Raw genomic sequence first — 14,318 nt, 5'->3', positions numbered from 1 at the left:
AAAATATATTCAGTTATTCTATATCAATGTCTGAAGGCTGAAATTCAAGTTCTTCCTGTATGAGGTCTTGGCGTTTTTTCTCAAGATAGCTATACACAGTTCCGTGGTTTGCTCCACCTACCAGCATGTCAATTGCGGTTCTTATAGCCTGTATCTGCTCGGGTTTTCCAATTACACTTACAGTTTTGCCGTAAACAGATATATGCACGTTAATCAGACTTTCTGCGATTTCCCTGGTTTTTCCATTTTTGCCAATAATTCTTCCTTTGATACGTTTAAGCTCTTTGGAAGTACTGGTCACATCAGAAATGTCTATAACATCAAGCATCAGCATATCATCATCAAGTAACTGAATCGCTTTTTCGGGATTAAATCCGCGACCGATTGCTCTTATTGTTTCGGATGCTCTCATTCCGGATACTGGGTCATTTCCTGGAGTTATTTCTACTGAACCACTATCGCTATCAATTTCGAGTTTGGATGCTGATTTTTGCTCAATAGTTTCCTTGACACTACCTTCTGGGCCTATTATAGCACCAATTCTATCTTGGGGTACTTTGATATGCACCATGATTAATCGCCTTGTTTATTTAGTTATATAATTATTTAGTTTCTTACAAAAGCAGATAAATCTTCGGGGGAATCAGAGATTTTAAAACGCTTAAAAAACCTGGTGATGTTTTTGATATCCCGATTTAAAAAATACTCTGCTCTTGGATGGTCTAAGGTAACTGATTGCCCCATGTCTATGAATATAGGTTCAATATTATTTGGGTCAATCATTATGTTATATTCACTTAGGTCACCATGTACCAAGTTGCCATGTTTATAAAGCTTTCTCATGTAACTTTTAATGGTTTCATATATCTGGTGCGCTTGTTCTGTGTCAAGTTTAACTTCTTTAAGCAGTGGGTATGATACCTCATTTTCGCCCAGAAAATCCATTACCAGTATGTTCTTTTCAGTTGTAATTGGTGATGGTACTCTTATTCCGGCGTTTTGGGCGCGTATTAAATTCCTGTATTCTTTACGCGTCCATGCCATTATGATATCACGTTTTTCATGCCTTATGTTTTTGAATCTGGGGTCACCAAGAATATATTCTTCCATTGCTCTGAAAGTACTTGTTGTTATTCGGTAAATTTTGAGGGCAATGGGCTTATCACTGGATTCAGCAAAAAAGATATTTGCCTCTTTCCCTGTACTTATAGCTCCACCTAATGCATAAAGTATGTCTTTATTTGAAAGGTTGTATAATGATATTAATGTTGGAGTGTCAAATACGTCTTCTTTGACTTTGGTGTAATCTGAATCTTTGCGCTTTATGCGCATTTTTTCAAGCTTATCATCGATACTTTTAATCTTTTTGGAGTAATCTTTACTCATACTCTCCCTTTCAAGTATCCTTTCTTTTCAAGCCAGTTTACCTGGGGTCTGGTATATTTCCAGATCACATCGGCTTTTGAATCCTGAAAATCCCATGGTACAGCAATGACTATATCTCCTTCTCTTATCCATATTTTCTTTTTCATGGAACCGGGAATACGACCCATTCGTACTACACCATCCATAGATCTTAACCTTAATCTGTTGGCTCCAAGTCTACTATCTACTATTGCAAGTATTTCTCCTTTCTTTTTGTTTGGTGTCCTTACTCTGCTAACTTGTTCTTCTGTTTCATTTTGATTTGGATTTGAATCTTTATTTTCCAGGTTAACACCTCATTAATTTGCTGTTTATTTTAAATATGTAGCAGGATATGTTAAAGGTTGCGTAGTTTTAATTTTTTCCCTGATTGTTTCTTTATTGTGACCTATAAAATCATTTAATTACGATAATTTTATATAATATAACTCTCATTTTGGGGGAGTTGCAAGATGAACATTAGCAAACCCGCGAATGGTTTGCACTCAACTGTTTCGTTGATTAAAATCTTGTAAATGAGAAGGTTTAAATATGTTGGCAACATATAATATATGTTGCAAAATATATAACCAAATATATAGACAAACTAATTAACAATAAGGTTTATATATCATAAATTCCTATGTATGTACTCCGGACGAAAACCGGGATATCATTGATACATTATTATCACCTCCATAAGTGGAGATAGGAGTTTTTTCCTGTCTGACGTTGGATCTGCCAGTTCGGTTAATCCTGACTGGTGGTGGTTGTTATTCTATACAATCACTATCAAAGGGAAAGCTGGACTGTTCAGTTACTGAATTAACCCTGCAATTTCTATGATTGTAATTAACCAGGTGGACTTAAGTAAATTGGTATGACCAATAGAGAGTTCGACCAAATTTTTCATCTAAAATTCTGGTTGATCCTGCCAGAGATCACTGCTATCAGTGTCCGATTAAGCCATGCAAGTTATATGTTCTTCGTGAACATGGCGAACTGCTCAGTAACACGTGGATAACCTGCCCTTGGGACCGGGATAACCCCGGGAAACTGGGGATAATACCGGATGAGCCACAGATGCTGGAAGGCTCTGTGGTTAAAAGGGGACACCGCCCAAGGATGGATCTGCGGTCTATCAGGTGGTAGTGGGTGTAACGTACCTACTAGCCAATGACGGGTACGGGTTGTGAGAGCAAGAGCCCGGAGATGGATTCTGAGACATGAATCCAGGCCCTACGGGGCGCAGCAGGCGCGAAACCTTTACACTGCGGGAAACCGCGATAAGGGGACACTGAGTGCCAGCATATAATGCTGGCTGTCCGTATGTGTAAAATACATGCGTTAGCAAGGGCCGGGCAAGACCGGTGCCAGCCGCCGCGGTAACACCGGCGGCCCGAGTGGTGATCGCTATTATTGGGTCTAAAGGGTCCGTAGCCGGTTTGATCAGTCCATTGGGAAATCTGGTGGCTTAACCGTCAGAATTCCAATGGATACTGTCAGACTTGGGACCGGGAGAGGTAAGAGGTACTACAGGGGTAGGAGTGAAATCTTGTAATCCCTGTAGGACCACCAGTTGCGAAGGCGTCTTACCAGAACGGGTCCGACGGTGAGGGACGAAAGCTGGGGGCACGAACCGGATTAGATACCCGGGTAGTCCCAGCCGTAAACGATGCTCGCTAGGTGTTAGGGATGGTACGGCCGTTCCTAGTGCCGAAGGGAAGCCGTGAAGCGAGCCACCTGGGAAGTACGGCCGCAAGGCTGAAACTTAAAGGAATTGGCGGGGGAGCACTACAACGGGTGGAGCCTGCGGTTTAATTGGACTCAACGCCGGAAAACTCACCGGGGGCGACAGCAATATGTGGGTCAGGCTGAAGACCTTACCTGAATCGCTGAGAGGAGGTGCATGGCCGTCGTCAGTTCGTACTGTGAAGCATCCTGTTAAGTCAGGCAACGAGCGAGACCCGTGCCCACTGTTGCCAGCATGTTCTTCGGAACGATGGGTACTCTGTGGGGACCGCTGCTGCTAAAGCAGAGGAAGGTGCGGGCTACGGTAGGTCAGTATGCCCCGAATCTCCCGGGCTACACGCGGGCTACAATGGTCGGGACAATGGGTCCCTACCCCGAAAGGGGAAGGTAATCTCATAAACCCGGCCGTAGTTCGGATCGAGGACTGAAACCCGTCCTCGTGAAGCTGGAATCCGTAGTAATCGCGTTTCAACATAGCGCGGTGAATACGTCCCTGCTCCTTGCACACACCGCCCGTCAAACCACCCGAGTGAGGTTTGGGTGAGGGCATGAACCCCAAGGTGTCATGCTCGAACCTAAATCTCGCAAGGGGGGTTAAGTCGTAACAAGGTAGCCGTAGGGGAATCTGCGGCTGGATCACCTCCTAAGCAAAAGAATTCACCACCAGTCAGGAATCGAAAAACTGGCAGATCCAACTCCAGGAGTTGTTGGGCTGCCTCAACTCTGAGGGCTTGTAGATCAGATGGAAGATCGCTGCCTTTGCAAGGCAGAGGCCCTGGGTTCGAGTCCCAGCAAGTCCACTTATGATTGTTTAATATCATATTCTTATCTTTCAGTGCACCGGGCAAGTTACATTGTCCGGGAAGGATGGATTCTGCACCGGTGGACACGTCGGTGCGGATATGAAATCGTGTGTAAGCCATGTCTGTGTCTGTAATATTTTACAGACAAGACCTAAATCTGCGCAAGTAAGCGTATCAGACGCTCACTGGATGAAGTGAGCGGACTCTGGCAATATGCCATCAGGTGGATGGCTCGGCTCAAGCGCCGAGGAAGGACGTGCCAAGCTGCGATATGCCTGGGGTAGGTGCACGGAGCCAATGAACCCAGGATCTCCTAATGGGACCTCCTGACGTATGTCGATCAGTAATGATCGGGAACGCTCCGAATTGAAGCATCTCAGTAGGAGCAGGAAAAGAAACCAATCGAGATACCGTTAGTAGACGGCGAGTGAAAACGGTAGAGTTCAAACCGAATCCCTCCAGAAATGGAAGGGAAATGTGGTGTTAAAGGGCAGTATCAAAGGTCCCGGTCAACTCGGGTCGAACTCTGCTGGAAAGCAGGACCATAGAATGTGACAGTCATGTAGATTCGGGTTGAGGGATCTGGTGTTGTTCCTGAGTACCGTGGGTTGGATATCCCGCGGGAATTTGGGAGGTATCAACTTCCAAAACTAAATACGTCTTGAGACCGATAGTGTACTAGTAGGGTGACCGAAAGCTGAAAAGTACCCCAAAAAGGGAGGTGCAAAGTGCCTGAAACCTGATGGTGACGGAGCGATACGGCATGCAAGGAACTCCGGTATGAAGGAATCAGTCGCGAGGCTGTAGTACGGGTATCGGTGCCGATGTCGTATCGTACGTTTCGAAAAACGGGCCAGGGAGTGTATCTCAGTGGCGATGGCTAACTCAGTCATTGAGGAAGCCGGAGCGAAAGCAACAAGCGTGCATCTTCGGAGAGGCGCGGCGTATACAAGTGCGCGGAGTCACTGAGTTACTATCCGAAGCCGGGCGATCTAGGCGTGGGCAGGTTGAAGCGTGGCGAAAGCTACGTGGAGGACCGCAAGCGGTACTGATCTGCAAATCGTTCGCGTGACCTGCGTCTAGGGGTGAAAGGCCAATCTAGCCCGGCATCAGCTGGTTCCTTCCAAAACATGTCGCAGCATGACCCATCTCGAGATAGTCGGTGGAGTAGAGCACTGATTGGAGGGACCTGGGGAGAAATCCCTACCCCTCTTGTCAAACTCCGAACCCACCGGCGTCGTAGACAGGTGGAGTCTGGGCTACTGGGGTAAGCTTGTAGTCCGCGAGGGCAACAACCCGGACCGTGGTTAAGGTCCCCAAGTGTCGGCTAAGTGTTATTCAAAGGGTGTCCCAAGCCCTAGACAGCTGGTAGGTTAGCTTAGAAGCAGCTATCCTTTAAAGAGTGCGTAACAGCTCACCAGTCGAGGTTTGGGGCCCCGAAAATGGACGGGGCTCAAGCCGACCACCGATACCATGGAGCACCGCGAGGTGATCTGTTAGGAAGGCGTTGCGCTCGGGCAGAAGCTGGGCTGCGAAGTCCAGTGGACCGTGCGGAAACGAAAATCCTGGTAAGAGTAGCAGCAAAGTCAGGTGAGAATCCTGACCGCCGAAGGGGCTAGGTTTCCTCGGCAATGATTGTCAGCCGAGGGTTAGTCGGTCCTAAGGTGCACCGTAATTCGAGTGCATCGAAAGGGAAACAGGTTAATATTCCTGTACCACTCGATGGATCCGCTGACGCCTCAGGGCAGGCCGAGCAGTGTTGTCGCACTGTCCAAGCGTTGAAGCACCCGGAGAGCCGTAATGGCGAGAAGGGAGTGAAGGCGTGATGGCGTAAGTCGGCTGCACCCAGGGGCCCGTGAAAAGGTTAGTCGAGTGACCGTACCAAGAACTGACACAGGTGCCCCTGGCTGAAAAGGCCAAGGCGTGTCGGATATATACTGGCTAAGGGAATTCGGCAAAATAGCTCCGTAACTTCGGGAGAAGGAGTGCCTGCTGTGAAGACAGCAGGTCGCAGTGACCAGGGGGCTCTAACTGTCTAATAACAACATAGGAGATCGCAAACCCGTAAGGGCTAGTACGATCTCTGAATCCTGCCCAGTGCGGGCACCTGAAAACCCGGTCCAACGGGAAGAAGGGCCTGTAAACGGCGGGGGTAACTATGACCCTCTTAAGGTAGCGTAGTACCTTGTCGCTTAATTGGCGACTTGCATGAATGGATCAATGAGGGCCCCACTGTCCCTAGCCAGAGTCCGGTGAACATATCTTTCTAGCGCAGAGGCTAGAGACCCCTAGGGGGAAGTGAAGACCCCGTGGAGCTTTACTGCAGCCTGTCGCTGGGTTGTGGTCCTGGATGTACAGCGTAGGTAGGAGGCGTCGAAACTCACGCGCCAGCGTGGGTGGAGCCGTCCCTGGGACACTACCCTTCCAGAACTACGACCCTTACTCCGCAAGGAGGACACCGATAGGTAGGCAGTTTGCCTGGGGCGGGACGCCCTTGAAAAGATATCAAGGGTGCGCAATGGTCAACTCCGGTGGGTCGGAAACCCACTTAAGAGTGCAAGAGCAAAAGTTGGCCTGACGTGATCCGGCACAGTAGCGGATCGCGGAACGAAAGTTGGTTCTAGCGAACCTTCATGTCCTGCTTGATACGGGCTTAAGACGACAGAAAAGTTACCCCGGGGATAATAGAGTCGTTGCCGGCAAGAGCACATATCGACCCGGCAGCTTGCTACCTCGATGTCGGTTCTTTCCATCCTGGCTGTGCAGCAGCAGCCAAGGGTGAGGTTGTTCGCCTATTAAAGGAGATCGTGAGCTGGGTTTAGACCGTCGTGAGACAGGTCGGTTACTATCTGCTAGGGGTGTCTGAGGTCTGAGGGTAAGCTGCTTTTAGTACGAGAGGAACAGAGCAGCGGTGCCACTGGTCGATCGGTTGTCCGACAGGGCATTGCCGAGCAGCTACGCACCAAGGAATAAGAGCTGAATGCATCTAAGCTCGAAATCCGGCTCAAAACGAGACCTCAGTAAGGATGCCGGTAGAAGACCGGATGATAGAGTCGGGATGTAAGCACCAAGGCAACGAAGTGTTAAGTCCGCGGCAACTAAGTTTCCGTGCCGGGGTTCGCACCGCTTCATCCAGGCGAAATCTGGTACGTTTACTAAAACAGGTTTAGGTCAGTGCAGTCATGGCAATCACACGATACTACTAATCCATCATTATTACCAATCACGCCATCGTATTAGTACAGAAAGATTCAAATACGATGCAGACGATTGCGTAGCATAGACATAAGAATACATCCAGCCAAGGTGGCGGAGTGGCTTACGCAATCGCCTGCAGAGCGATGTGACCCCGGTTCGAATCCGGGCCTTGGCTCTGGACTCACATTCACAGTGAGCATGGCGGCCACAGCGGCGGGGAAACTCCTGTACCCATCCCGAACACAGCAGATAAGCCCGCCCGCGTTCCGTACGGTACTAAAGTGCGCGAGCCTTTGGGAACTGCGGATAGTTGCCATACTCACTTTACCTTATCATTCACATACACACTACTTCTTCTTGTTTACAACTGATGTTACTTATTTTATAACGTTCCATTTATTAGTACATCTGAAGCTGTTATATTTTCATATTGGTATCCATGAATAATCTTAAGTGTAATAAACAATTCATACCAGAGTAATCATGTCATCCATATTTGAAATTACCCAAAAAGATGCATCAGGGCGAATAGGTAAACTTGTAACCAGGCATGGTACAATAGAGACCCCTACAATTATGCCTGTTATCAATCCAAATATTCCATTAATTGATATTGATGAAATGAAAGATATCGGTGCACAAATTTTGATAACCAATTCATATATTATCTATCGCTCCGAAAAACTGCATGATAAAGCCCTCAATGAAGGACTTCACGAACTTATTGGTTTTGACGGTCCCATAATGACAGATTCGGGTTCTTTCCAGTTATCTGTTTACGGAGATGTAGAAATCACAAATGAAGAAATAATCGATTTCCAGAAAAAGATAGGTTCTGACATAGCAGTACCTCTTGATATTCCAACACCTCCTGATGTTTCCTATGAGAAAGCAAGTTCTGAAATCAATACAACAGTAGAACGTTTAAAAAAAGCACGTGAAAAATTTACAGATGACATGTTACTTGCGGGTCCTGTACAGGGTTCAACATATTCAGATCTTAGAGAAAAATGTGCACAGGAATTAACAGAACTTGATTTTGATGTCTATCCCATAGGGGCGGTCGTGCCTTTAATGGAAGATTATCGATATAGTAAACTTGTTGATGTAATAGTTTCATCCAAAAAAGGACTAAAACCCTCTTCACCTGTGCATCTTTTTGGAGCAGGGCATCCAATGGGGTTTGCACTTGAGGTAGCACTTGGTTGCGATTTATTCGATTCAGCAGCTTATGCATTGTATGCAAAGAATAAACGATATATAACAGTCTATGGAACTTACCATCTTGAAAATCTACATTATTTGCCCTGCTCTTGCCCCGTATGTGCAAATTATACTGCACAGGAACTTAAAAGCGCAGAAAACAATGTTGAACTCCTTGCAAAACACAATCTCTATGTAACATTTGAAGAAATGAATTTGATTAAACAATCAATAAAAGAAGGGGATTTGCTTGAACTGGTAGAACAGCGCTGTAGGTCGCATCCAAGACTTCTTGAAGCGTTAAAAACGATGTACAAGTATTCTGACTGGTTAGAAAAATATAATCCTGTTACAAAATCGACAATTTTTTACTGTGGGCCTGAATCATCCAAAAGACCGGAAGTGTTGCATTTTTCAAAACGAATTGAACGTTTTACTGTAAACGGTTCAGCTATTATTCGTAGTAATTCCACAAAACAGGATGATGAGTTTGATAATATATTAATGTTTAAACCTCCACTCGGAACTTTTCCTGTCGAGTTGTTGGAAACCTATCCTTTCAATATAGAGACAATATCCAGTCCTGATTATGAATCGATTGAAGTGGCACTTTTAAATACTATAAAACTTATTGAACAGAATCCAGAAGCAAATTTTACTTTTGTTTATGAATATGATTTGTACCATCCATTGCTTGATAAAATTTCTGAAATGGCAAATCTTGTAAGAAAATATGAGTAATAATTATAACTAAACCAAAATTATGCCTTTGTAACCGGTGATATATTGGTATCCTCAAAAAAAGCAAAAACGCTACATCCATACATTGAATTGCTGAGACCAGAAATAGCGGATATGGATTTAGCATTGCCGGCAGCAAGTGCTTTACTTGCATCTTATTTGGCAATGGGATCACTGCCACCAGTTATCCCTTTTATAATAGCAGTCATAGGTGGATACGCAGCGATAACAAGTTCGTATGTGTATAATGATTGTTGTGATGTAGATGTAGATAAAATAAACCTTCCTGACCGTCCCCTTGCTTCATCCCAGCTATCGGTTAAAAAAGCACTGATGTATTCACTTTTTTTGGTGGTAGTTGCTTCTGTTGCTGCCTTATATTTAAACCCCGAATCATTTGTAGTGCTTATACTGGCAGTAGCCACAATCAGCATTTATTCAAAATTTGCTAAAAGTGAAACTTTTTTCAGTTTTGTACCTGTTGGAATTGCCTATGGACTTGTGCCTATAGGTATCTGGCTGGCGTTTGATCCGGCAGGAATTTTAATGGGTGCTGATGAGGTAATTCTCCCAATTCCAGGTATATTTCTGGGAATTATGATGTGTGTAACTGATTGGGGTTTTACCCTCTCAGGAGTTGCAAGAGATGTTGATGGTGACCGCGAGAAAAACAAACCCACTTTTCCAGTAGTTTTTGGAGTTACAGCAACCGCAAAATTTGTTACTGCATGTTGGGTTATTGGTGTATTAGCCTCGTTGATTATAGGCTTGACTGCCAGATTGGGTCCTGTATTTTTCATAGGGTCTGTTATAGGTGGTCTGTGGATAATTATGCAGTCGTTTGATTTTATAAAAAAATCCACTCCTGAAAGAGGGGGAGACCTATTCCTTCAGGGGTCAAGATATAGGGGCATAATGTTTGGTTCACTTATATTAGATGTCCTTCTTTCCACACTGGTAGGTGGTTATACTGCAATATTATGGTGATTAATAAGAGGAAATTGATAATATGAATGCTGATGTGCTTGTAATCGGAGCTTCACCTGCCGGATTGATGGCAGCCAGAAATGCATCATCAGGTGGTGCAGACGTAAAACTTTTAGATAAAAAACCAGAGATTGGAACATCTACCCATCCTGCAAATACTTTTTTTAAATCAATGATTGACAAAACAGGTGAGGAAGTAGACCAGAGCTATGTCATAAAAAAACTGAATGGCGCACATATTATATCACCATCCGGAAATTATGTATCAGTTAAATCAGCTGGTTTTTTTATTGACCGGTCTAAATTTGATACCTATTACGCTGAACAGGTCAGAAATACAGGAGTTGACATACGTACAGATGTTGAAGCTTATAATGTAATTAAAAGCGGGGATTTTTTTGTAGTAAGTACTTCACAGGGTACATTTCGAGCAAAGGTTGTCGTTGTAGCAGATGGTATCAAATCCTATATAGCAAGACTTCTTGGTCTTAACCCGGTAAAATATCCAGATGATATAGCATGGGCAATGGAAGCAGAAATTGAATCTGAGGGTATAGGTAAACCTGATATGTTTGAATATTATCTGGGTAATGTAGCACCCGGCTGGAAATCCACCTATTCACCCTGTGGTGGTAATAGAGCTACACTTGGTGTTTATGTAAGAAGACATGGTAGAGATGTTTCTGGATTTTTTAATAACTGGGTAGAAAACTTTAAAAAATCCAAAGGTCTGAATGACTTAAAGATTCTTGATACAAAAACAGGTGGTGACCCGATAGCCTGTATTCCTGATGAAATAGTTTCGGATGGAATTATGGTCGTTGGTGGTGCGGCGGGTCAATCCGGTATCGGATACGGCATGCGTGCGGGTCAAATAGCAGGTGATGTTGCAGCTGAAGCGCTGTCCAAAAATGATGTATCTAAGAGTGTACTTTCACAATACAGGAAAATATGGAATAAAGAATTCAGGGCCGAGTATTACCTTGGTCGAATAGCTCTTGAAACTCTTCGTAAAATGAATGATGATGAAATCGATGATATGATGAAAAGTTTCGAGGGTAAGGATTTATCTTTTATTAAAGGAAATCCCTTAAATCAGGCAATGCAGATAGGTATGTATTTGCTAAGGAATAATCCGAAATCATTACTATCATATAGAGCATTGTTAAGAAATAGATAATCCAGTTGGTTTATAATATGAAATATACCCTTTATAAAAATCCGTTTTTTAAAGTTTATGCGGTTGTAGATAACGGATATGTAAAAATAAAGACAGATGGTGTAGCATCTCCAGTTTTGCGACCTTTTGTTTCAAATATGCTTGAATATTTTGATGGAGTAAAACCTGCAAAAGTGGAAAATGATTACCTGATTTTTTCCACATGGATACCTCCGATACCAAGCAAACCATTTTCCCGCTTAGTATCTTCCCAGATAAATGCTCGTATTGGTAGATATACACCTGAACAGATAACAATATCAATAACAGAACAGTGTCCAAACAATTGTGTCCACTGTGCATTACCTGATACCAATAATAAAAAAAGCCTTGAACCTGACACTGTGAAGGACATAATTGACCAGTGCCTTGATATGGGTTCTACTTTTGTAATATTTGACGGGGGAGAACCTCTTGTATATGATGGGCTGGAAAATCTGGTAAGTTATGTGGATTCTACACGGGCAATATCAGGTTTGTTCACATCCGGTGTCGGGTTGAACCGGCAGAAGGCAGAGGATTTAAAAAAAGCAGGATTGGACATGTTGACTGTAAGTCTGGATAGTGCAAAAGAATACAATCATGATATGATGAGAGGTCGGGAAGGGGTTTTTAAAGAGGCTATGTCTGCTATAAAAAATTCCCTTGATGCAGGATTACTTGTAAACATGTATGTAGTGCTCACAAAACGCAACATCGATGAGTTGTACGATTTCTATGAACTTGCATATGAAATGGGTGTTCATGAACTATCCTTTTTTGAAGTAGTACCAACAGGTCGCTGGATAGACCATGAAGCAGAAACATTGTCTCACATGGATTATGAAAGATTTGATAGATTTGTAAAGTATGCCAATTCTATAAAAGGTCCAAGAATTTTTTCTGTGCCTCATATACTGGAAATGACCGGCTGTTTTGCAGGTAAAAAATGGTTGCATTTTACCCCGGAAGGAGATGTATATCCCTGTGCATGTATGCCTCTGTCCTATGGAAATATATACAAAAATACAATTAAAGAACTCTGGGGCAGGATTCAAAAAGAAACTGTGTTTGATGCCGATTACTGTTTAATGAGAGATTCTGAATTTAGAGAAAACTATCTCGGTATTTTAGAACCAAAAAAGTAAATTTAAAAAAAGAGGTGAAAAACCTCTTATTTATTTTTCATAAAACCTGACTTTTGCAGAGTAAGCAAAGTTTCTGTGGTAAGTTTCTTTTCACCACTTTTGAACTGTGAGAAAATAGTTTCTGCATCTCTATCAGTAGTTTCTTCTTCGGCTTTCTTACTACTGGTTTCGGATTTTTTCACATTACGGATTTCTTTTTCTATATCGCGTATATCTTTCTGGACGGCAATGAACTTTTTGTGTTGCTCGTCCGCAGCATCTTGGTATTCCACGAATTGTTTATGGGTTTCATCCGCTTCTTCTCTGACCTGGTCAGCTTTTTTGAATGTTTCAACCATTTTATTGTGGTATTCCTGAGCCTTTTGTGCATACTCGGCAAGTGCATTGTGGTATTGGGAAGCTTCGTCTCTGTATTTTTGAGCTTCCTCAGACAATTTCTGGATTTCTGTGTTGTTTTCAAGCTGTTGTTTTTTGTTTTCGTATTGTTTTTTAAGGTCTTGAATTTTGTTTACCAGTTCTTTTTCCTTCTGGGGTGTAAGGACTTCTGTTTGCTGGGTGAACTCCAGACGTTGTATCTCTTTTTCAATTTCTTTCAGGGAAGGACCATCGATGTTGTTTTTACTCCGAATTTGTTCGATTTTTGAGTACAGTTTATTTGCTTCAGAATTTAATTCATCACGTTTGTCCTTGTTCTCCTGTACCAGTTTGTTATTTTCATCTCGGAGTTTTTTGTATTCCTGTGCCTCATTTATCAGGTCTTTTGTTTTTTTGTTTAATTCATTTCGTTTTGAAGCGAGTTCACTTGCCTGGGTATTGAGCTCATTACGTTTTTCTTTGTATTGTTCAGCTAGTTTTTTTAATTCATTTTTTCTTTCATTCAGTTCTTTAAGCATGTTTCGTTGATCCTCCCGAACCAGCAAAAGCTGGAATTTTTTATATTATCTATAGCCTCATTCCATATTCAGCGCCTCGATAACAGGTATGATCGCTCTCAAATCTTTACGTGTAATGACCACATCTGCATACTCCTGCAGTATGGGTTTGGAATTAAATGCTATGGAGTAGCCTGCTTTTTTAAAGACACATATATCATTTGCTCCATCCCCAACTGCTATGCAATTTTCTGGATGTACACCATTCATCTGGGCTATCTGTTCAAAAACATATTTCTTGGAATCCTGCTCTGTTAGGGGTCCTCTTACTTCACCTGTTATATATCCATTATCTATAACAAGTTCATTGGAAACTACATGCTCTATATCAAGTAAACTTCCAATATAATCAGTGGCCAATGTGAATCCACTTGATATCATTGCGGTTTTATAACCTAATGATTTGACGTAATAGACCAATTCTTTGGCACCTGGCATGATGGGGAGACTATGTATCACTTCCTGTGCAGTTTCAATTTCTGTACCTTCAAGAAGTTGCACCCGTTTAACAAGTGATTCTTTGTAATCTATATCTCCTTCCATTGCCTGCTCAGTGATTTCAGATACTTCTTCTCCAGCACCAGCTGCTTCTGCAAGTTTATCTATACATTCAGCATCTATAAGGGTACTGTCCATATCGAAAACAATCAATTTTTTACGTCCCTTATCGTTATTAAAATTACTATCAGTGGAGTTCACTTGATCAAACCCAGAGAAAATTCTAATGAGGAAATAGCTCTTATTACTAGGATTGAAACTTACATAGATTACAATGCATTTAATTTTTTCGGATAATTTGGTTTCAACAATTAATATAACTCTTTGATAATTAATTATATTCATTGAAATATATAGATATGAAACCAATAAACTGGAAAAAATCCGTATCTTTTAAATATCATGTAATGGTTGCTTATAATAAATTATTTTTGCTTGCAGGGGCATGCAAAGA

Annotated in this window: 10 protein-coding genes, 2 tRNA genes and 3 rRNA genes; 10 read left to right on the top strand and 5 right to left on the bottom strand. The window is 42.8% G+C overall.

What is annotated here, in order from left to right:
- Positions 1-13: 13 nt before the first annotated feature.
- The 3 genes from METEV_RS08685 to eif1A are packed head-to-tail and all read right to left on the bottom strand — an operon-like array spanning position 14 to position 1,712.
- Positions 14-571 carry a KH domain-containing protein gene (locus tag METEV_RS08685; protein ID WP_013195139.1) on the bottom strand — a complete coding sequence of 186 codons (558 nt, stop codon included), beginning with the start codon at positions 569-571 and terminating at the stop codon, positions 14-16.
- A 35-nt stretch (positions 572-606) separates the two neighbouring features.
- Positions 607-1,386 (bottom strand): serine protein kinase RIO, encoded by a 780-nt coding sequence (locus METEV_RS08680; RefSeq protein ID WP_013195138.1) that lies wholly within the window; start codon positions 1,384-1,386, stop codon positions 607-609.
- On the bottom strand, positions 1,383-1,712 hold the full coding sequence (gene eif1A, locus METEV_RS08675; protein ID WP_013195137.1) for a translation initiation factor eIF-1A: 330 nt from the start codon (positions 1,710-1,712) through the stop codon (positions 1,383-1,385). The genes METEV_RS08680 and eif1A overlap by 4 nt, the downstream gene beginning before the upstream one ends.
- Positions 1,713-2,322: 610 nt before the next feature.
- Here eif1A and METEV_RS08670 point away from each other — a divergent pair.
- The 10 genes from METEV_RS08670 (at position 2,323) to METEV_RS08630 (ending at position 12,434) form a co-directional block, all read left to right on the top strand.
- A 16S ribosomal RNA gene (locus METEV_RS08670) occupies positions 2,323-3,801 on the top strand.
- Positions 3,802-3,883: 82 nt separating this feature from the next.
- A tRNA-Ala gene (locus tag METEV_RS08665) sits at positions 3,884-3,956 on the top strand.
- Between the two features lie 54 nt (positions 3,957-4,010).
- Positions 4,011-4,157, top strand: coding sequence for a hypothetical protein (locus tag METEV_RS12410; protein ID WP_157197239.1), 147 nt, complete (start codon positions 4,011-4,013; stop codon positions 4,155-4,157).
- Between the two features lies 1 nt (position 4,158).
- Positions 4,159-7,080 (top strand): 23S ribosomal RNA (locus METEV_RS08660).
- Between the two features lie 179 nt (positions 7,081-7,259).
- A tRNA-Cys gene (locus METEV_RS08655) sits at positions 7,260-7,332 on the top strand.
- Positions 7,333-7,354: 22 nt separating this feature from the next.
- A 5S ribosomal RNA gene (gene rrf, locus METEV_RS08650) occupies positions 7,355-7,476 on the top strand.
- Together the 16S, 23S and 5S rRNA genes with 2 tRNA genes alongside form the textbook arrangement of a ribosomal RNA operon.
- A 164-nt stretch (positions 7,477-7,640) precedes the next feature.
- Positions 7,641-9,101, top strand: coding sequence for a tRNA guanosine(15) transglycosylase TgtA (gene tgtA, locus METEV_RS08645; RefSeq protein ID WP_013195136.1), 1,461 nt, complete (start codon positions 7,641-7,643; stop codon positions 9,099-9,101).
- A 45-nt stretch (positions 9,102-9,146) separates the two neighbouring features.
- The gene (locus METEV_RS08640) at positions 9,147-10,088 is read left to right on the top strand and encodes a UbiA prenyltransferase family protein (RefSeq protein WP_013195135.1); all 942 of its coding nucleotides are present in this window, start codon (positions 9,147-9,149) and stop codon (positions 10,086-10,088) included.
- 22 nt (positions 10,089-10,110) lie between these two features.
- Positions 10,111-11,268 carry an NAD(P)/FAD-dependent oxidoreductase gene (locus METEV_RS08635; protein WP_013195134.1) on the top strand — a complete coding sequence of 386 codons (1,158 nt, stop codon included), beginning with the start codon at positions 10,111-10,113 and terminating at the stop codon, positions 11,266-11,268.
- Between the two features lie 17 nt (positions 11,269-11,285).
- Positions 11,286-12,434, top strand: coding sequence for a radical SAM/SPASM domain-containing protein (locus tag METEV_RS08630; RefSeq protein WP_013195133.1), 1,149 nt, complete (start codon positions 11,286-11,288; stop codon positions 12,432-12,434).
- A gap of 26 nt (positions 12,435-12,460) precedes the next feature.
- Here the strand turns inward: METEV_RS08630 and METEV_RS08625 are convergent, their stop codons facing one another.
- Both METEV_RS08625 and serB read right to left on the bottom strand, forming a co-directional pair.
- A complete protein-coding gene (locus METEV_RS08625; protein WP_013195132.1) occupies positions 12,461-13,327 on the bottom strand; it encodes a coiled-coil protein in 867 nt (288 codons plus the stop codon).
- A 57-nt stretch (positions 13,328-13,384) separates the two neighbouring features.
- Positions 13,385-14,065 (bottom strand): phosphoserine phosphatase SerB, encoded by a 681-nt coding sequence (gene serB / locus METEV_RS08620; protein ID WP_232216846.1) that lies wholly within the window; start codon positions 14,063-14,065, stop codon positions 13,385-13,387.
- Positions 14,066-14,318 lie beyond the last annotated feature (253 nt).

Source organism: Methanohalobium evestigatum Z-7303 (assembly GCF_000196655.1).
Taxonomy (GTDB): Archaea; Halobacteriota; Methanosarcinia; order Methanosarcinales; family Methanosarcinaceae; genus Methanohalobium; species Methanohalobium evestigatum.
The sequence above is the reverse complement of the archived record's forward strand: the minus strand, read 5'-3'. Positions and strand labels throughout refer to the sequence as shown.